Raw genomic sequence first — 17,752 nt, forward strand, 5'->3', positions numbered from 1 at the left:
CCTCAAATACATCCGTTTATTGCTCGCATGGCAAACAAAAACGCTCCGTTTCTAAAACGGGGCGTTTTTCATACCCCCATGCGTTAGTCCGGTGCCACTTTCAACACAGCCGATAGAACTTCAACAATCAGGGCATGATCATCGGCCGATGCCAACCCGGAAACAGTAATCGCGCCGATCACCCCCACCCCTTTGACCCGCAGCGGAAAACTGCCGCCGTGATCGGCATAATCGGCGAAATCAAGGCCATGATCGGCCAGAGTTTTGGTTTTGGTCTTAAGCGCCATGCCAAACCGGCGCGATGATTGATGTTCTCGCAAAACAAGGTTGCTTTTGCGCCGCGCCCATTCGTCATTGGCAGGCACAGCACCAGGCAGGGCCGCATGAAACAACACCCGGTTCGGGGTGCGAATATTAACCACCACCGGGGCATTGCGTGCACGGGCTACTTCCACCAGGGCGGCCCCAACCTTCCATGCCATATTTTCATCAAAGGCATCAAAAACCAGTTCGTTTTCCTGCCGGGCCAGTAAATCCAGATCCATGCCTGTCATCCATATCAAAAGTTGTGGGGCCGCTGCTCATCAGCTAAACGCACCACCCCGGCGTCACGCAACATAAAAAAGGCCGCGTCCCTGATTATCAGGCGCGGCCTTTAATGTTTATGTCCTGCTGGCTTATTTATCGTCGCTCATTTTAAGCGCATTGATAAAGGCCGATTGTGGAATTTCGACCTTGCCGAACTGGCGCATTTTCTTTTTACCGGCCTTCTGTTTTTCCAGAAGTTTGCGTTTACGCGAAATATCGCCGCCATAACATTTCGCCGTCACGTCTTTACGCAGCGCCGAAACGGTTTCACGGGCAATCACCTTGCCGCCAATGGCGGCCTGAATGGCAACGCGGAACATCTGACGCGGGATCAAATCCTTTAACCGGCCGCAAATGGCACGGCCACGGGTTTCGGCCTGGCCACGGTGAACCATCAATGCCAGCGCATCAACCGGCTCGTCATTTACCAGAATCGAAACTTTGACCAGATCGCTTTCGTCGTAATCAGCCAGTTCATAGTCAAAGCTGGCATAGCCGCGCGAAATGGATTTCAGGCGATCATAAAAATCGAAAACCACTTCGTTAAGCGGCAATTTATAAACCGCCATCGCCCGGTTCCCGACATAGGTCAGGTCCAGCTGAACGCCACGGCGTTCGGTACACAGGGTCAAAATGCCGCCCAGATATTCATCGGGCACCATAATCGACGCCTTGATCCACGGCTCCTCGATTGATCTGATCTTGGTGACCTCAGGGAAATCTGCCGGGTTATGCAGCATGATTTCTTCGTCATTGGTCATGTTGATCTTGTAGGAAACCGACGGTGCGGTTGTGATCAGATCAAGTTCGTATTCGCGTTCCAGCCGTTCCTGAATAATCTCAAGATGCAGCAACCCAAGGAAGCCACAGCGGAAACCAAGACCAAGGGCGGTCGAGTTTTCAGGCTCGAACTGGAAAGACGCATCATTAAGGTGCAGTTTTTCCAGTGCATCGCGCAGCGAATCGTATTCGCTGGTATCAACCGGGAAAATACCGCAGAAAACCACCGGAATAGATGGTTTGAACCCGGCCAGCGGCTTGGCACACTGGCGTTTTTCCTCGGTAATCGTGTCGCCAACTTCGCATTCGGCAACAGTTTTCATACCACAATTGATAAAGCCGACTTCGCCCGGCCCCATCTGATCAAGCGCCAGCGGCTTGGGTGTAAACACCCCGACACGGTCGATGGTATGGGTGACCTTGGCATTCATAAAACGGATCTTCTGGCCCCGCTTAAGCGTGCCTTCCTTAACCCGAACCAAAATCATAACGCCCAGATAGGCGTCATACCAGCTATCAATCAGCAAAACCTGAAGCGGCGCATCGGCATCCCCGGTTGGTGCTGGCAAGCGGGTCACCAGGGCTTCAAGCACATCGGGCACACCCATACCGGTTTTCGCCGAAATCATCAGCGCATCCGACGCATCGATGCCGATAACCTCTTCAATCTGTTCCTTAACCTGATCAGGTTCTGCCGCGGGCAGGTCAACCTTGTTCAGGACCGGAATGATTTCGTGGTTATTGTCCATCGCCTGATAAACGTTGGCCAGCGTCTGGGCTTCAACACCCTGTGCGGCGTCAACCACCAGCAACGATCCCTCGCACGCTGCCAGCGAACGCGAGACTTCATAGGCAAAGTCGACATGGCCCGGGGTGTCCATCAGGTTCAGGGTGTATTCTTCCCCGTCCCTGGCGACATATTTCAGGCGTACCGCTTGCGATTTGATGGTAATGCCCCGTTCACGTTCGATATCCATCGAATCGAGAACCTGTTCATTCATCTCGCGATCGGTCAAACCACCCGTTAACTGAATCAACCGATCAGCAAGTGTGGACTTGCCGTGGTCAATGTGGGCGATAATCGAAAAATTTCGTATATGTTTAAGATCGGTCATGGGATGCTTTTCTAGCAATCAGCTATCGATATATCCAGTGTCACGTCAACAGATCGAAAAAGAAGTTTGTTCAAAATGCCGCGTCTGCATGCCAAAGATGCGACAGCAGGCAACCAGACAGCCCTTTTTCAGCAAGAAGCTGTCTGCGATGAAAACACCATTTCCGATCACAAGCGGATCGTTTAACAGCAACCACCGGGTCATAGCAATCTCGCTTTACGCTTCGTGCCGGTTTATTTAGGCTTTTGTCCTTCATCCGTATAGAGGAAATCGACAGGGATGCGCCCAGTACAATGTTTCTGACCGCTATTGAACCGTCTCTGTCGCAGCGAAGTCTGCGTACATTGCGTCATCGCTTGTTGCTGCTTTCCCTAAGCGGCACATTCATCGTTTTGTTATCATTCGGTATTATCCAGAAAACACTGTATGACAGCGCCCTGGAACAGGGACGTTCCGAATTGGTACGTCTTGTTTCCTCTATCAGCATATCAGTTGCACAGGCCAGCAAACGCAACCTGCTCTCCATTCCCACCCATCAGGATAATATTTCGCTGGTGGTCGTCGACAACAACCTTGATGTGTTGCATGGCAGTTTCCCCCCTCATCTTGCAACAGAACTCCGCGAAACCCTGATTAAAAATCGCCATAATATTGATGGCAGCCTGACCTGCGAACACGGCAAAAAATCCATCATGCTGGCCTATCATGCCATGCCACGGCTTAACCGTATGACGGTGGTGATGGTGCCCAAAATGACACTCCTGCACGAATGGTTTCGGGGCCTCGCCTTGCATGCCGTTCTTTTTGCCATGATCCTGGCCGTTATGGCGTGGTTGTCGATCTGGCTGTGGATTCGCCTGAAACGTCAGCATATCCGGGCATCAGACCTGGCAGGGCATTTCAACGATGTTGAAAACAGCCTGTCAAATTTTGGCTGCGCATTAATTGGCTGGCGTTTGTCTACCCCGCACGCCGCCCTTAACCTTCGGTTGAACTGGCCTGAAATATTAGGAAAATCCGACAATAATCCCGAAATGGTCACCGCAAACGATTTTATGAAGCTGCTCGGCCCGGCTTCCTATGCCCAACTGCGTGGTGCCCTGATTGAGGACCGCTGGCCCCAGGACCGCATTGCCGCAATGGTATCGCTTCATCCTGACGATAACTACAGTCAACGATTTTACCTGACCGCGACCCGCCATTCCGATCATGGGGAAAATTTTGCCACGGTGCTGTTGCTTGAAACCACCGGCAGCCAGGAAATCTGCAACCCGTTTGAAGCCTATTTGCAACATTCCCCCGAACCCGCCATTGCTGTTGATTTGCAAGGCATTTTACGCGGATTTAGTGCCGCCCTTGAAAGCGTGTTGGGTGACAAGGTTCATTTTGCCATCGGCACCCCGTTTTTTGACCTTTTTGCCGACGACCAGCGCGAAGAGGCCGCCAATGCCTTCGCCGCCTGTATCAGCGGCGAAAAACCCAGTGCCGAACTGGTATTTCGTATGGCCGACAAAGACGGAGATTTACGCTGGCTGGCGTGGCATTGCATTGGCCCGTTGGATGGCGTGATGCTGGGAAGCGCGCGCGATGTGACCGAATTTGTCGACAATGCCGAAAAACTGCGCGAAACCCTGAACCAGCTTAAACGCAGCAACGAAGACCTTGAACAATTTGCCTATGTCGCATCGCATGACCTGCAGGAGCCGCTGCGCATGGTCACAAGCTATACCCAGCTTCTCAAACGGCGTTATGGCGGCACATTGGGGCCAGATGCCGACGAATACATCAACTATGCCGTTGATGGTGCCAAACGGATGCACAAACTGATTACCCATTTGCTGGAATATGCCCGCACAGGCAGCAATGGCGGCCAAACCCTGATCGATTGTAACGAGGTCCTGAACGAAGCCCAGGCCGACCTTAAAGCCGCGATCAGTGAAACCCAGGCAACCATCATCCATGCCGCCCTGCCGCAATTATATGGCGACCGGATCGCCTTGTCGCGGCTGTTTCAAAACCTGATCGGTAATGCCATCAAATATTCGCGTCCTGGCGTGCCACCTCTGATTAACATCAAAGCCGTCCGCGACCCCGAAAGACCGGATTTCTGGCGTTTTACCCTGCATGACAACGGTATTGGTATTCACCCCGAACATGCCCAGCGCATTTTCCGTCTGTTTCAGCGCCTGCATAAGGAAGAATTTAGCGGCACCGGCCTTGGTCTTTCGCTTTGTCGAAAAATCGTCGAACAGCATGGCGGCGAAATCTGGCTTGATACCAACCGCCCGATCAGCGACCCCGGTGCAACATTTGTCTTTACCCTGCGCGGATCAGAGGAATGATTATAATAGCCCGGAAAATCGCGGATTTTAACCGGCACCTACAGGAGACTTGCAATGACGAAAAACAGCTTTATTCCCGCGATATTCACCGGGCTGATGTTACTTTCCGCCTGTAGCAGCGACCCGCGCATTATGCCCAACAACCATATGCAGCAACTTGCAGCGAACTTTTCCCAACGCGACATTCACGGGCCGCTACCCAGCGGCTGGCGCCAGCTTGATGGCACAGAAATCAGCTATCGTTTTGCAAACGAAACATATGGCGTTTATTCGGTAACCACGGACCAGCAATTGCTGGTAATCCATCTCGAAGACAATTCCACCGGCAATCTTGTCGGGCTGGACCAGCCGCGCAAATGCCAATGGACCAGTATTGCCGACCGTCTGACACTTGATTGCGAAAAATTCGAAAAATCCTGGCGCATTTACACCAATGGACCAGACCTGATTGCCGCCGACCTTGAAGAAGAAACCTATGCGGTAATGAAAAAACGCAGCACATATTAAAGCCAAACAGGACCTGATACAGCTTTAAGGGGCTGTTGCCAGAACCTTGGCCAATTCCGCCGCCATAAAATCGGCAAAGGCGCGGGCGGCGGGTATCGCGGCCCGCCCAGCGGGGAAAATAGCATGCAGGTCAACCTGCCCCATATCCCACCCGGTTAAAACCTCCACCAGTTGACCGCTGGCAATTTCTTGTGCGCAACCTGCACGGCTCATAGAGACAAGGCCCAGACCGGCCATGGCGGCTGCCGTCGCCACCTCGTTTACAGTGGTTGACAATTGTCCACTGACACGAACAGACGATACCTCTCCTCCCCGGCGAAATACCCATACCTGCCCGCTATGTAATTGATCAAACTGGCACCATCGCCTATGCCGAGGTTAACGCTGACTACACCAAACGCCCGGAACCGTCTGATATGTTTGCTGTTCTTGACCGGTTAAAGTCGGAGAGTCAGGCTTAATCACTCTGTACAATGCCCACCTGACGCGCACAGAAACAGCTCATAAAAAAAAGCGGACCACCATTTGGTGGCCCGCTTTTATTCGGTATTAAAACAACACTTATCAGCCGCGCAATGCGCCGCCAGTTGCCTTTTCAACAGCTGCAATTACCTTTTTGCAAACCCCGTCGATTTCTTCATCAGTCAGGGTTTGTTTGGTCGGCTGCAGGGTAATGGAAAATGCCAGTGACTTTTTGCCATCTTCGATGCCTTTACCGGCATAAAGATCGAAAATCGTCACATCGCTGATCAGGCCCTTATCCGCACTGCGCGCAGCCTTGGCCACCTGCTCGGCACTAACCGTTGCATCAAGCAAAAAGGCAAAATCACGTTCAACCGACTGGAATGCCGACGCATTCAGCGGCGGACGGTTGGTGCCTTTCTTTTTGGGCATCGGCAGGTTTTCAACAAACAGTTCAAACGCTACCAAACGGCCTTTGACATCGAGTGCCTTAAGGATACGCGGATGCAGTTCACCGAAATAGCCAAGAACGTTTTTCGGACCCAATTGCAGGGCAGCCGAACGGCCCGGGTGATACCAGGACGGCGCACCGTCAGCATTCACCTGAATATTGCCCGCCGGCACACCCAGCGCATCAATCAGGGCTTCGGCATCGGCCTTGACGTCAAACACATCGACATCACGGCGCGAACCGGTCCAACTGCGATCGGTGGTTGCCCCGGCACGAAGACCTGCCGCAACAAGGCGCTGATCACCCGGCTGATCACCGAAAAATTCCGGCCCCACTTCAAACAGGGCCAAATCGGCAAAACCACGGTTCTGGTTACGCCCCGTCGCCGAAATCAGATTGATCAGCACATTGGGTCGCATCACATCCAGATCAGAACTGATCGGATTGGCCAGAAACAGACCTTTTTTCAGATCGGTAAATTCCCTGGCCAACCGCGAATCGGCAAAAGCCCAGGTCACGGTTTCATACATCCCGCGCGAAGCCAGAACCCGGCGCGACAAACCAACGCGTTTTTGCATCGGGCTTAGGGCCGGGACCGGCAGGCTGGTTTCACGTTCCAGTTCCACAGTCGGGATCTGATCGTAACCGACAATACGCAAAACTTCCTCGACCAGGTCGGCTTCGCCAACCACATCGGGACGCCATGTCGGCGCAATGGCGGTTAACACACCGTCACCAGCAGTCACATCAAAACCAAGGGATGTCAGAATTTCGGCAGCACGGTCCTGCGAAACGCTCACACCGCCCAGTTCTGCAATGCGGGCAATGCGCAAATCAAAGCTGTTTTTGGGTGCCGGTACGGTTCCAGCAGTTACAACATGTGAAACCTCGCCGCCGCACAGTTCGGTAATCAGACGGGTTGCCACCTCGATTCCCCAAACAACCGACTGCGGATCCACGCCGCGCTCAAACCGATAGCGAGCATCAGAATTGATTTGCAGCTTGCGGCCGGTTTTTGCCGTTACGATCGGATCAAACAAGGCGCATTCAACAAACACATTAACCGTGTCGTTCTGGCAACCGGTCAATTCACCGCCCATAATGCCACCAATGCTTTGTGCAGCCGCCTGGTCAGCAATAACAACCATGTCGCTGGTCAGGGTGTATTCCTTGTCGTTCAGTGCCTGAAGCTTTTCACCCTCACGGGCGTAACGCACATCGATATTACCGCTCAGCTTATCGGCATCGAACACATGCAGCGGGCGGCCAAGGTCAAAGGTCGCAAGGTTAGTGATATCCACCAGAATTGAAATCGGGCGCAAACCAATGGCTTCAAGACGGGCTTTTAACCAGGCCGGGCTTTCGCCATTTTTAACACCGCGAATATAGCGACCATAAAATGCCGGGGCAGCTGCGTTGGCGGCCACATCGTCGGCAATCGTAACAGTTACCGGGCTGTCAAAGCTGCCATCGACCGGCACCTGATAAGGATCATCCTTAAGCGTTCCCAATCCGGCAGCTGCAAGGTCACGGGCAATGCCACGAACAGCGGTACAATCGGGGCGGTTTGGCGTCAGGTTAATTTCTATGATGGGGTCATCCGCCCCAAGAACACCTGCCACCGGCGCGCCAATTTCGGCATCATCCGGCAATTCAATAATGCCGTCATGGTCTTCACCCAGGCATAATTCCCGGGTTGAGCACATCATGCCCTGGCTTTCGACCCCGCGGATTTTACCCGGCTTCAGTTTTGATCCATCAATCGGAATAATCGCACCGGGCTGTGCCAACGCCACCTTGATGCCGGTTCTGGCATTGGGCGCGCCGCACACCACCTGAATCATTCCGCTTCCGGTATTAACCTTGCACAGCTTTAAACGGTCAGCATCAGGGTGCTGGCCAGCTTCTTCAATATAAGCCACGCGAATGTCGGCAAGGGCAGCAGAACGATCAACAAAACTTTCAATCTCAAGGCCAATAGCCGTCAGTTTGTCGGTAATCTGTTCCACCGGCGCGTCGGTTTCAAGATGCTGCTTTAACCAGCTTAATGTGAATTTCATAATCTTAGCCTCTAACCATATTCGGCACATCCAGCGGCACGAAACCATAATGTTTCAGCCAACGCAGATCGGTATCGAAAAAGGTTCTCAGGTCGGGAATGCCGTATTTCAGCATGGCGATACGTTCAATGCCCATGCCAAAGGCAAAGCCCTGATATTCTTCGGGGTCAAGGCCACAAGCCGCCAAAACGCGCGGATGCACCATGCCGCACCCCAGAATTTCCAGCCAGTCGTCGCCAGCACCGATTTTAAGCTCGCCGCCCTTGCGCGAACAGCCAATGTCCATCTCGGCACTGGGTTCAGTGAAGGGGAAAAAGCTGGGGCGATAGCGCACCGGCACGTCATCAAGCTCGAAATAGGTTTTCACAAATTCCAGCAAACACCCCTTTAGGTGGCCCATATGGGTTTTCTTGTCGATGACAAGGCCTTCAACCTGATGGAACATCGGCGTATGGGTCATATCGCTATCGGAACGATAGGTCCGGCCCGGCGCAATAATGCGGATCGGCGGCGTTTTGGACTGCATCGTTCTGATCTGCACCGGGGATGTATGGGTCCGCAGCACCAGCCGCGATCCATCTTCGCCTTCGGGCAGATAAAACGTATCCTGCATTTCACGCGCCGGATGTTCGGGCGGAATATTCAAGGCGGTAAAGTTATGAAAATCGTCCTCGATATCCGGGCCTTCGGCCAGGGCAAACCCCATTTCACCAAAGATCGACACAATTTCGTCAATCGTCTGGCTGATCGGGTGAATGCGGCCTGCGGTTTCGGTCGGGCGTGACGGCAATGTCACGTCAATACGTTCACCGGTCAAGCGTGCCTCAAGGGCAGCGTTTTCAAGGTCACCCTTACGCATATCAAGCGCACTTGCAACCTGGTCTTTAACAGCATTCAGGGCCTGACCAAATTCGCGACGCTGGTCCGGGTCCATCTTGCCAAGGTTTTTCATAAGGCCGGTAATACGGCCTTTTTTGCCAAGAGCACTGATGCGGATGTCTTCAAGGGCGGCCAGATCGGCGGCCTTCTCAACTTCTGCCAGAACCTCTTCGCGCAACGCTTCGATGTTTTCCATAACTTCCGACGCTTTGGCTGGGGTGAACAGGATAAAGGGACTTAAATACAAAACGGGGACGGCCAAAAAATGGCCGCCCCCGAAATAAATCAGGCAAATGCCGTAAAAACCTTTTTAAAAAAGGTTTATCAGCCGAGCGCAGCCTGGGCCTGGGTCACCAAAGCCTTAAAGGCTTCGGGTTCGCGCACAGCGATATCAGCCAGGACTTTACGGTCCAGCTCGACACCAGCTTTTTTCAGGCCATTCATGAACTGCGAATAGGTCAGGCCGTTTTCACGAGCGCCGGCATTAATACGCTGGATCCACAAGCTGCGGAACTGGCGCTTTTTAGTGCGACGATCGCGGTATGCATATTGCAAACCTTTTTCGACAGCCTGGACGGCAGTACGATAAGCATTTTTACGGCGACCGCGGTAACCCTTGGCAGCCTTGATAACCTTGCGGTGACGGGCGTGTGAAGACACGCCCCCTTTAACACGAGCCATTTATACTCTCTCTTGCCTTAGCCGTAGGGAAGGAATTTTTTGACGATACGTGCATCCGCATCACAGAGAATTTCTGTGCCACGTGCATGACGTTTCATCTTGGTCGACTTTGCCGTCAACAGGTGACGCTTGTTAGCGACATTGTGACGAACCTTACCCTTGGCAGTCAGGCTAAAGCGTTTTTTGACGCTCGCTTTGGTCTTCATCTTGGGCATTTTTCTATCCTTGCAAAAAGCAATTTGACAAAAATCCCCTTCGGCGGCTGGGCATGCCCTGAGATAATCGCAATTATCTCCAGCCTCACCACCTGGTTCGGGGACGGGTGGTTATAGACTCCACCCCATGCTTTTTCAAGGAACTTTTCCGCAAAGCCCGGCAAACTGCCATCAATGCTGCATTTACCGTTCATTTCGCCAATTTCGGCAGATTTCTGCGACGAAAGCGGCACAAACCAGCGCCAAACATACCCGCAATTAACGCCACACACACCCGTTATGCTTTTGCATAACAGCATCGCGTGCCAATAACCGGAATATCACAAAGGAAAAAACAGTCTCAAACAGACGAGACCATGGAAAAACGGTCAAAAACAGTTAAACCGCCGTCTTGATCAGATGCGCCTTGCCCAACCATTTTTCGATTCGGCTTAGCAGCTTCTCGCGGTTAACCGGCTTAAGAACAAAATCATTGCCCCCCGCCGCAATACCACCACGCAAATCTTCTTCGCTTTGGCGCGCGGTGACATAAATAATGGCGGCCGAAATTTGCGGAAACCCGGTACGGACCCGCAAGCTGGCTTCAAAGCCATTCATTTGCGGCAACATCACATCCATCAGGATCACACGTGGCCTCTCGGTTTTTAAAACCGACAAAAGTTCGTGCCCGGAAGACACGCCGATGAAACGGTAACCGCCACTTTCGACGATCCGTTTAAGCAGAACAAGGCTTTTCCCGTCGTCATCAACACCGACAACAAGGGGTCCCTGACTTGCTCCCATCGGCGTCTCCTTCCGGTTTGGCTTGTCGCCACGTGTTAACGCGGCGCCAGCACCATAATCATTATCCGGCCTTCCATTTTTGGCATCATTTCCGGTTTGGCCAGATCTTCCAAATCCCCGGAAAAACGTTGCAACATGCCAAGACCAAGATCCTGGTGCGCCATTTCACGCCCGCGAAAACGCAGGGTGACTTTCACCTTGTCGCCGCCACCAAGAAACTTCTGAGCCGCACGCAGTTTGACATTATAGTCGTGGATATCGATATTCGGTCGCAGTTTGATTTCCTTGACCTCGATAACCTTCTGCTTCTTTTTGGCTTCGTTCTGTTTCTTGCTTAATTCATATTTGAATTTGCCAAAGTCGATCAGCTTGCAAACCGGCGGCTCGGCAGTCGGGGCGACTTCGACGAGATCGAGTCCTGCCTCCATCGCCATGTCAATGCCTTCACGAACACTAATCGGCTGTGACAAATTGCCTTCTGCGTCAACAACACAGATGGAACGGGCTTTGATATCCTGATTGACGCGCGGACCGTCTTTGGTCGGCTGCATCGGTTTGCGTGGTCGTGCTATGGAGAATCTCCTATGACAGTCAAAAAACAAAGGCAAACAACAAAACATGCCCGATGCCCGCAAAAGCATCAGTAGCAAGTTGATTTAGCATATCCACCTCATATCAGAAAGCAATGATTTCACAACATAAGACAGTTAGGTAACAGTTCACTGGCCCGGCACTTGCATGGCTTTGCTGTTTTGCGGTTCAGTCTTCCAGATTAAGGCGCTGGCGAATCACATCAAACACGCGGGTAATTGGCAAATTACGCAAATCAGGCTGCTGAATAATGCTGACCGCATCTTTTGCATGTCCACGCGGAGCACACATTTCCGGGTTCGAAGCATCAGAAAACAGAACAATTGCTGGCGCGCCCGCCGCCGCGGCCAAATGCATTGGCCCTGTGTCATTGCCAATTGCCAGTACCGCCTGCTGGGCCAGACTGGCGATTTCCAGAAAATCGGTTCGTCCCATCAAATTGCGCGCTCGCGGGCACATATTGCTGATCCGGTCCAAAACTTCGGATTCACTATCGGTACCAATCAGCACCGGTGTTAACCGGTAATCGGCCAACATTTTTGCCAGCAAACCAAAACGTTCGGCAGGCCAGCGCTTTTCCGGTCGATGAGGCGACCCGCCCGGGCAAATCAGAACATAGGGCGTTTTAATGCCATAGCGGTCCGGCTCAACCTTGGGCGCCCGGATATGGGGCAATGGCACATTGGTAATGCCAACATCGGCAAGCTGGTCAATGTGGCGGTCAATCGTATGCATTTTATGCCGTTCGGGGTTTTTATGAGGATGCGAACATCCCCAGGCAATCCCCGACCATTCCGGCACCTTGCCCGGCCAGAATAACCGATAATAAAACGTGGTCCGGTCCGATGTTTGCAAATCATATACGCGGTCAAATTCACCGCTGCGCAAAAAACGGCGCAACGCCAGAACATCGCCAATACGTGTCAGTTTTGGTCGCCGGTCAACGGCAATTGCATCAAAACAACCAGTCGATTTGGCCAGATCCACATAAAGTTTGGTGATTAAAAGCGTAATATGGGCATCAGGATGTGCCTGTCTTATCGCGGCAAATGGCCCTGTTGCCATCACCACATCGCCCAATGCACTTAATTTGATCACCAGAATTCGTTGCTGCCGAACGGGTTCTTCCCCACCGACTGCCATTTCCGCACCAACCGGCGCCATTTTGTCGTCTGTCATGCCGCATTATTCCTGACGATACGCTGCAAGGCCTTGTCGTAAACCGCCAGGGTTTGTTCCGCCATCTGGGTCAGGGAAAATTTCTCAATCACATGTTGCCGCCCCTTTTGCGCAATTGCCTCGCGCCGTTCAGGGCTTAGTTTTAAAACCTGTGCCAAAGCATGGGACAACTGGGCCACTTCACCCGCTGCCACCAGCCAGCCGGTTTCACCGGGTAAAACTGTTTCGGTTGCGCCACCATGGGCCGTTGCCACAATCGGTCGTCCCATCGCCTGCCCTTCGGTCGGCACCCGGCCAAAGGCTTCGGGGTCCAATGACGGGCATACAACCACGTTGGCCAACATATAGGCCGCTGGCATATCGGCGCAATGGTCAACGATATGAACAATATCCTGCACATCAAGACTGCGGCTAAGTTCGATCAATTCCTCGCGATACGCCGTGCGCCCCTGGTCAGACCCGACCAGCAAACACCGCACATTGCGATGACCGATTTCTTCGAGCATTGCCGGAATAGCCTTGATCAAAAAGGCCTGTCCTTTCCAGCGCGTCAACCGGCCCGGTAACATGATGACATAGTCATCCCCGTTCAGCCGCCATTGGGTTGAAAGCGCAATCAACCGTTCCTGACTGACATTTTCCGGATTAAACAGATCCACATTGGTGCCGCGCGGCACCACGTTGAGGCGTTCTTCGTCAATCTTGTAATATTTGCGAATATGATTGGCGATAAATTCCGACACCGCAATCACCTGGTCGCCCATGGTCATGACCGAATTGTAATATCGCTTAAACGGGTTGGTATACCCCGAATAGGTACCATGAAAGGTGGTCACAAACGGCACCTGCATATGACGCGCTGCCCAGCGCGCACTCCAGGCCGGGGCGCGGGATCGGGCATGAACAATATCCACACCTTCAGCACCAATCAAATCAGCCAGCAAACGCCCATTCTGGCGCATGGTCAGTAAATTTTTGGATTTAAGCGGCAAGGTAATATGACGTGCGCCAATGCGTTCAAGCTCACGCTCCAGCCGCCCGCCCTGGGATGCCACCAACGCCACCCCGCCACCATCGACAATGGCCTTGGCAATATCAACCGTTCCACGTTCCACACCGCCTGTTTCCAGTTCGGGCAGAACCTGAAGGATTACCGCCGGACGAAAGTCCGAACCTTGCGTCTGCCGCCCGGGGCGATAGACTGCGTGTGTCTCGTTTTGTGACGCGCTCATCCAACCTTAACCATTCAGCATCCAGGATTCTTGGCCCAGATGACTTATGACATGCCGACACTTATGTTTCTCGACCGGCCTGACGGATCAAAAATCGCATACCACGCGATCCCCCGCAAGCAGACAGCGACACCAAATGAACAAAAGCCCGGTATCCTGTTCCTTGGTGGTTTCATGTCCGACATGACAGGCACCAAAGCAACGCATTTTGAAGAACATTGTGTACGGCGCGGGCTGGCTTATACCCGCTTTGACTATTCCGGTCACGGACAATCATCGGGCAAGTTTGCCGATGGCACCATCGGCCAATGGAGCAAGGACGCCGTTAGCATTCTCGACCATGTTGCCACAGGGCCGCAAATCCTTGTTGGATCATCGATGGGCGGCTGGATCAGCCTGCTTGCCGCCCTTGCCAGACCAGAGCGCATCAAAGGGTTAATCGGCGTTGCAGCCGCCCCCGATTTTACCGAAGACCTGATGTGGGCACAATTTAGTGATGCCCAAAAACAAACCATTGAGGAAAAAGGCGCGCTGATCGAACCGACCGATTATGGCGACGATCCCTACACCATCACCCGGGAACTGATCGTTGAAGGGCGCAATCACCTTTTATTGCGCAAGCCCATCGCGCTGAACATTCCGGTACGGCTGGTCCAGGGCATGCAAGACCCGGACGTTCCCTGGCAAACTGCCCTCAAGCTCGCCGAAACTCTGACCAGCACCGATGTCGAAGTTCAGTTGATCAAATCGGGCGATCACCGCCTGTCCAAACCGGCCGAGCTTGATGCCATCACCCATCATATCGATGTTCTGACAGATTTTCGTGCAGACTAAACGAGATACCGACCTTACGAGAGCGGGGCGACTCCATATGGTGCCGCCCCGCTCTCTCTACTGAATTCACAGGCTTTCTTGCCTTATGCCATCACCACATTGCCGCCAACAACCTTAACCGCAACAGGTTCCAGCGCATCCCCGCTACAGGGGCCGGAAACACAATAGCCGTCTTCAATACGAAAGCGGGCACCGTGTGTTGAACACAAAATCTCGCCGCCAAATTCGCTGATGAATTCGTCAGGCTCAAATTCCAGCGGCACACCGATATGCGGGCAGCTATTGACGTAGCCAAAAACCGCATCCTCCTCACGCACGACAAAAATATTCTGCCGTGCCGCCCCTTCGCCCACAAACAGGCCCTTGGCCCCTGTGGCATCGAGGTCGTCAAGCGCACATAAAACAGTACCTTCAGGGGCAATGTGGCTCATGGTGCCACGCCGCCCATTTCGCAAATGGCTTTCCAGGACGCATCGTCAATCGGCAGGACCGACAGGCGCGACTGCTTTAACAATGCCAGTTCGGAAAATTGTAGGTCTGCCTTGATCGCATCAAGCGTGACCGGCCGAACAAACGGTTTGACGGTTTTAACATCCACCTGCACGAACTTGCCTTTGAGATCGCTTGGGTCCGGGTAGGATTCACGCACGATCTCGACAATGCCGACAATGCTTTTTTCCTTTACCGAATGATAAAAGAACGCCTGATCGCCGACTTTCATCGCCCGTAAATTATTAGCCGCCTGATAATTGCGCACCCCGTCCCAGCCTTCAATATCCTTCACCACCTGATCCGCCCAGGACCAACTTGACGGTTCGGTTTTGATCAGCCAGTACGCCATGGATCAGAAAACCTTTTTAAACGGCCCGATCACCACCGATTCAAACAAGCCTGCTTTGGCATAGGGGTCATTTGACGTCATGGTTTCGGCAGCCGTCATATCTTCCAGATCAATGATAAAAACCGATCCGTTCATCCCTTCAAGGTCCGGGTCAAGGGTCGGCCCGGCGGCGACGATTTTATCGGCATAGCCATCTTTCACATAGGCAAGATGGGCATCACGATTGGCTTTGCGCACATGAAGATGGCCGGGTTTATCAACACAACGAATGTAAAACAGCATGGGTTTTTCCTGCATTTGATAGGATTGAAAAACAAGATACCGCCAAAGTGACAGAATGATCCGCACAGCTCAAGATTGACCTCACCCGCGCCGTCATTTTGCGCCATCTGATCACCTGATTGTGTATTCTGCGCTTACGCTCTGCACAGGAAAGCGACCGATAAGACAATGAAACTTAAGGATTTCAAAAATCATCCCCTGTTTCCCTTTGCCGACTTCAGGGAAAATGATGCGGCATTTCAGCTGCTGATAGATTTTTGGCAACAGCTTGTGAAAGAGTCCCTGGGCGAGGAACTGTTCCCCAAATGCGAAACTTTGCAGGATTACGAACGCGATAACGGCCCTGAACCGTTCTATAATCCGGTTATGTTCGATTTCTGGGTGCCAGCGCTTAATAGAGGGGCCCGTATCACCCTGACTGAAAATTTCGACAACTCCCCCTTACTGGCCGATGCAAAGGGAGATGAGCGATTTACCGCCTATGATCCTTTTATCTATTACATGAGTTTCAGACGGCTGCCTGACGATAGCAAAGACATCGAACAGATCGTTCTATGTTCGGACATGTCAGGTTCTTCCCTGGAAGCTACTCAAGAAAAACTGCGCGAATTCCTTGTTGATCAGATATCTGTCGAGGAAATTGAGGAAATGATAAAAAACGAAATAAGAGACATACCAAATTACCCAACGGAAGAAGAGTGGGATGACTATTGGGAACGCATGTCAGAAGGTGATGATTGAAGTCAGAGATCGCATGTCTATCACAAAAAGAGGCTATTTTTCGCCTGAAACAGGACGATGTTTCATGTGTGGACCGAGCGACATCCGCCTTATGATTTTCCGGTAAAACATGCCAAGTGACCTCGGGCGGGGAACCCGATAAAGGCAGCAATCGTTTTAACGCTAAAACTATGGATTGCACTCCAAAATCATGAGCTGCCAATGAACGTTTCTGATTATAAAAAGCATCCCCTGTTTCCCTTTGCCGATTTCAGGGAAAATGACGCGGCACTTCAGTTGCTGATAGATTTTTGGCAACAGCTTGTGAAAGAGTCTCTGGGCGAGGAACTGTTCCCCAAATGCGAAACTTTGCAGGATTACGAACGGGATAACGGGCCTGAACCGTTCTATAACCCGGTTATGTTCGATTTCTGGTTGCCATCACTCGATAGAGGGGCCCGTATCACCCTGACTGAAAATTTCGACAACTCGCCTTTGCTGGCCGACGCAAAGGGAGATGAGCGATTTTCCGCCTATAATCCTTTTGTCTTTTACATGAGTTTCAGACGCCTTCCCGATAATAGCAAAGATATCCCTCAGATTGTTCTATGCTCAGATATGTGCGATTCTTCCCTGCAATCCACACAAAAGAAATTGCGCGAGTTCCTTGTTGATCAGATATCTGTCGAGAAAATTGAAGAAATGAGGAAGAAAAGAATAAGAGAAAGGTCTAATTATCCAACGGAAGGAGAATGGGACGCGTATTAAGAACGCATGTCAGAAGATGATGACTAAGATCAGAGATATCGCATGTCTGTCGCAAGAGAATGTTATTTCCCGCCTGAAACAGAACGGTATTTCATGTAACGATTTCACCCGTCATTTCCCGTTAAACGGGGTTGAGGCAAATTGTTTTTGCATTTCGACCCCGGGAAATTCCTGCATTTTTGTGCTATTATATTATTATAAATCACATCAAATTGGTTATTGGACCAACCCCGAATACCGGGGAAAAGGTTTTGGGCGGGAATTTCTGAAAACGGCCTTTAAACAGGTTATACACAAACACGATCCATCCTATGTGCTGGCCCGTATTAATGCCGACAACACCGCAAGCGAAAAAATAGTTTCAGCCTGTAAGTTCAAAGTGATGTCAAATCTGACCCACCAAAAACTATATGTGTGGTATCGACCGTAAAACACACAAAAA

General features: G+C 52.0%; 20 protein-coding genes and 1 pseudogene. 6 read left to right on the forward strand and 15 right to left on the reverse strand.

The annotated features are described in order from the left end of the window. Positions 1-83 precede the first annotated feature (83 nt). Together THS27_RS08930 and lepA are read right to left on the reverse strand one after the other, a co-directional pair. Positions 84-545, reverse strand: a complete 462-nt coding sequence (locus THS27_RS08930) for a heme-degrading domain-containing protein (RefSeq protein ID WP_210402864.1) — start codon at positions 543-545, stop codon at positions 84-86. Positions 546-677: 132 nt separating this feature from the next. Next, positions 678-2,483, reverse strand: coding sequence for a translation elongation factor 4 (gene lepA / locus THS27_RS08935; RefSeq protein WP_085589979.1), 1,806 nt, complete (start codon positions 2,481-2,483; stop codon positions 678-680). A gap of 293 nt (positions 2,484-2,776) precedes the next feature. On the opposite strand from lepA, the gene THS27_RS08940 reads away from it, so the two are divergent. After that, positions 2,777-4,825 carry an ATP-binding protein gene (locus THS27_RS08940; protein WP_085589981.1) on the forward strand — a complete coding sequence of 683 codons (2,049 nt, stop codon included), beginning with the start codon at positions 2,777-2,779 and terminating at the stop codon, positions 4,823-4,825. 54 nt (positions 4,826-4,879) lie between these two features. Continuing rightward, positions 4,880-5,332 carry a hypothetical protein gene (locus tag THS27_RS08945; protein ID WP_085589983.1) on the forward strand — a complete coding sequence of 151 codons (453 nt, stop codon included), beginning with the start codon at positions 4,880-4,882 and terminating at the stop codon, positions 5,330-5,332. Positions 5,333-5,356: 24 nt separating this feature from the next. On the opposite strand, the pseudogene THS27_RS08950 reads toward THS27_RS08945, so the two are convergent. From THS27_RS08950 to THS27_RS09000, 10 genes and pseudogenes are all read right to left on the reverse strand, one after another. Beyond that, positions 5,357-5,635: pseudogene (locus THS27_RS08950) on the reverse strand (LysR substrate-binding domain-containing protein); the annotation flags it as partial. Between the two features lie 261 nt (positions 5,636-5,896). Further along, positions 5,897-8,305, reverse strand: coding sequence for a phenylalanine--tRNA ligase subunit beta (pheT, locus tag THS27_RS08960; protein WP_085589985.1), 2,409 nt, complete (start codon positions 8,303-8,305; stop codon positions 5,897-5,899). 4 nt (positions 8,306-8,309) lie between these two features. Then, a complete protein-coding gene (pheS, locus tag THS27_RS08965; protein ID WP_085589987.1) occupies positions 8,310-9,380 on the reverse strand; it encodes a phenylalanine--tRNA ligase subunit alpha in 1,071 nt (356 codons plus the stop codon). Positions 9,381-9,508: 128 nt separating this feature from the next. Beyond that, positions 9,509-9,865: a 50S ribosomal protein L20 gene (gene rplT, locus THS27_RS08970; protein ID WP_085589989.1), complete on the reverse strand. Its 357-nt coding sequence runs from the start codon at positions 9,863-9,865 to the stop codon at positions 9,509-9,511. A 17-nt stretch (positions 9,866-9,882) separates the two neighbouring features. Further along, complete coding sequence (rpmI, locus tag THS27_RS08975; RefSeq protein WP_085578950.1) at positions 9,883-10,080, reverse strand: 50S ribosomal protein L35; 198 nt, start codon at positions 10,078-10,080, stop codon at positions 9,883-9,885. Then, positions 10,068-10,313, reverse strand: coding sequence for a hypothetical protein (locus THS27_RS08980; RefSeq protein WP_139835532.1), 246 nt, complete (start codon positions 10,311-10,313; stop codon positions 10,068-10,070). Before THS27_RS08980 ends, rpmI begins: the two co-directional genes overlap by 13 nt. Before the next feature lie 145 nt (positions 10,314-10,458). Further along, positions 10,459-10,863 (reverse strand): response regulator, encoded by a 405-nt coding sequence (locus tag THS27_RS08985; RefSeq protein WP_085589993.1) that lies wholly within the window; start codon positions 10,861-10,863, stop codon positions 10,459-10,461. A gap of 35 nt (positions 10,864-10,898) precedes the next feature. Beyond that, on the reverse strand, positions 10,899-11,414 hold the full coding sequence (infC, locus tag THS27_RS08990; protein WP_085589995.1) for a translation initiation factor IF-3: 516 nt from the start codon (positions 11,412-11,414) through the stop codon (positions 10,899-10,901). Positions 11,415-11,622: 208 nt separating this feature from the next. Beyond that, on the reverse strand, positions 11,623-12,633 hold the full coding sequence (locus tag THS27_RS08995; protein ID WP_085589997.1) for a glycosyltransferase family 9 protein: 1,011 nt from the start codon (positions 12,631-12,633) through the stop codon (positions 11,623-11,625). Next, positions 12,630-13,865, reverse strand: coding sequence for a glycosyltransferase family 4 protein (locus THS27_RS09000; protein ID WP_085589999.1), 1,236 nt, complete (start codon positions 13,863-13,865; stop codon positions 12,630-12,632). Before THS27_RS09000 ends, THS27_RS08995 begins: the two co-directional genes overlap by 4 nt. Before the next feature lie 39 nt (positions 13,866-13,904). Here THS27_RS09000 and THS27_RS09005 point away from each other — a divergent pair, with 39 nt between their 5' ends. Next, on the forward strand, positions 13,905-14,699 hold the full coding sequence (locus tag THS27_RS09005; RefSeq protein ID WP_085590001.1) for a carboxylesterase: 795 nt from the start codon (positions 13,905-13,907) through the stop codon (positions 14,697-14,699). A gap of 83 nt (positions 14,700-14,782) precedes the next feature. On the opposite strand, the gene THS27_RS09010 is transcribed toward THS27_RS09005, so the two are convergent. Genes THS27_RS09010 through THS27_RS09020 form a run of 3 tightly spaced genes read right to left on the reverse strand, consistent with a single transcriptional unit; the run spans position 14,783 to position 15,822 of the window. Further along, the gene (locus tag THS27_RS09010) at positions 14,783-15,130 is read right to left on the reverse strand and encodes a Rieske (2Fe-2S) protein (RefSeq protein ID WP_085590003.1); all 348 of its coding nucleotides are present in this window, start codon (positions 15,128-15,130) and stop codon (positions 14,783-14,785) included. Continuing rightward, on the reverse strand, positions 15,127-15,540 hold the full coding sequence (locus tag THS27_RS09015) for an EVE domain-containing protein (RefSeq protein ID WP_085590005.1): 414 nt from the start codon (positions 15,538-15,540) through the stop codon (positions 15,127-15,129). The genes THS27_RS09010 and THS27_RS09015 overlap by 4 nt, the downstream gene beginning before the upstream one ends. 3 nt (positions 15,541-15,543) lie before the next feature. Then, entirely contained in the window at positions 15,544-15,822 is a 279-nt protein-coding gene (locus THS27_RS09020; RefSeq protein WP_085590007.1) for a YciI family protein, read from the reverse strand. A 168-nt stretch (positions 15,823-15,990) separates the two neighbouring features. Here THS27_RS09020 and THS27_RS09025 point away from each other — a divergent pair, with 168 nt between their 5' ends. The 3 genes from THS27_RS09025 (at position 15,991) to THS27_RS27720 (ending at position 17,740) form a co-directional block, all read left to right on the forward strand. Then, positions 15,991-16,563 carry a hypothetical protein gene (locus tag THS27_RS09025; protein WP_085590009.1) on the forward strand — a complete coding sequence of 191 codons (573 nt, stop codon included), beginning with the start codon at positions 15,991-15,993 and terminating at the stop codon, positions 16,561-16,563. A gap of 201 nt (positions 16,564-16,764) precedes the next feature. After that, complete coding sequence (locus tag THS27_RS09030) at positions 16,765-17,310, forward strand: hypothetical protein (protein ID WP_085590011.1); 546 nt, start codon at positions 16,765-16,767, stop codon at positions 17,308-17,310. A gap of 19 nt (positions 17,311-17,329) precedes the next feature. Continuing rightward, on the forward strand, positions 17,330-17,740 hold the full coding sequence (locus THS27_RS27720) for a GNAT family N-acetyltransferase (protein WP_371455369.1): 411 nt from the start codon (positions 17,330-17,332) through the stop codon (positions 17,738-17,740). The last annotated feature ends 12 nt before the right edge of the window (positions 17,741-17,752 follow it).

It is taken from the genome of Thalassospira sp. MCCC 1A01428 (genome assembly GCF_002115825.1).
GTDB lineage: Bacteria > Pseudomonadota > Alphaproteobacteria > Rhodospirillales > Thalassospiraceae > Thalassospira.

Excerpts from the sequence above, each read along its gene's own strand:
- THS27_RS08930 (WP_210402864.1), bottom strand. The coding sequence starts at position 545 with ATGGATCTGGATTTACTGGCCCGGCAGGAAAACGAACTGGTTTTTGAT.
- lepA (WP_085589979.1), bottom strand. The coding sequence starts at position 2,483 with ATGACCGATCTTAAACATATACGAAATTTTTCGATTATCGCCCACATT.
- THS27_RS08940 (WP_085589981.1), top strand. The coding sequence starts at position 2,777 with ATGTTTCTGACCGCTATTGAACCGTCTCTGTCGCAGCGAAGTCTGCGT.
- THS27_RS08945 (WP_085589983.1), top strand. The coding sequence starts at position 4,880 with ATGACGAAAAACAGCTTTATTCCCGCGATATTCACCGGGCTGATGTTA.
- pheT (WP_085589985.1), bottom strand. The coding sequence starts at position 8,305 with ATGAAATTCACATTAAGCTGGTTAAAGCAGCATCTTGAAACCGACGCG.
- pheS (WP_085589987.1), bottom strand. The coding sequence starts at position 9,380 with ATGGAAAACATCGAAGCGTTGCGCGAAGAGGTTCTGGCAGAAGTTGAG.
- rplT (WP_085589989.1), bottom strand. The coding sequence starts at position 9,865 with ATGGCTCGTGTTAAAGGGGGCGTGTCTTCACACGCCCGTCACCGCAAG.
- rpmI (WP_085578950.1), bottom strand. The coding sequence starts at position 10,080 with ATGCCCAAGATGAAGACCAAAGCGAGCGTCAAAAAACGCTTTAGCCTG.
- THS27_RS08985 (WP_085589993.1), bottom strand. The coding sequence starts at position 10,863 with ATGGGAGCAAGTCAGGGACCCCTTGTTGTCGGTGTTGATGACGACGGG.
- infC (WP_085589995.1), bottom strand. The coding sequence starts at position 11,414 with ATGCAGCCGACCAAAGACGGTCCGCGCGTCAATCAGGATATCAAAGCC.
- THS27_RS08995 (WP_085589997.1), bottom strand. The coding sequence starts at position 12,633 with ATGACAGACGACAAAATGGCGCCGGTTGGTGCGGAAATGGCAGTCGGT.
- THS27_RS09000 (WP_085589999.1), bottom strand. The coding sequence starts at position 13,865 with ATGAGCGCGTCACAAAACGAGACACACGCAGTCTATCGCCCCGGGCGG.
- THS27_RS09005 (WP_085590001.1), top strand. The coding sequence starts at position 13,905 with ATGACTTATGACATGCCGACACTTATGTTTCTCGACCGGCCTGACGGA.
- THS27_RS09010 (WP_085590003.1), bottom strand. The coding sequence starts at position 15,130 with ATGAGCCACATTGCCCCTGAAGGTACTGTTTTATGTGCGCTTGACGAC.
- THS27_RS09015 (WP_085590005.1), bottom strand. The coding sequence starts at position 15,540 with ATGGCGTACTGGCTGATCAAAACCGAACCGTCAAGTTGGTCCTGGGCG.
- THS27_RS09020 (WP_085590007.1), bottom strand. The coding sequence starts at position 15,822 with ATGCTGTTTTACATTCGTTGTGTTGATAAACCCGGCCATCTTCATGTG.
- THS27_RS09025 (WP_085590009.1), top strand. The coding sequence starts at position 15,991 with ATGAAACTTAAGGATTTCAAAAATCATCCCCTGTTTCCCTTTGCCGAC.
- THS27_RS09030 (WP_085590011.1), top strand. The coding sequence starts at position 16,765 with ATGAACGTTTCTGATTATAAAAAGCATCCCCTGTTTCCCTTTGCCGAT.
- THS27_RS27720 (WP_371455369.1), top strand. The coding sequence starts at position 17,330 with ATGACTAAGATCAGAGATATCGCATGTCTGTCGCAAGAGAATGTTATT.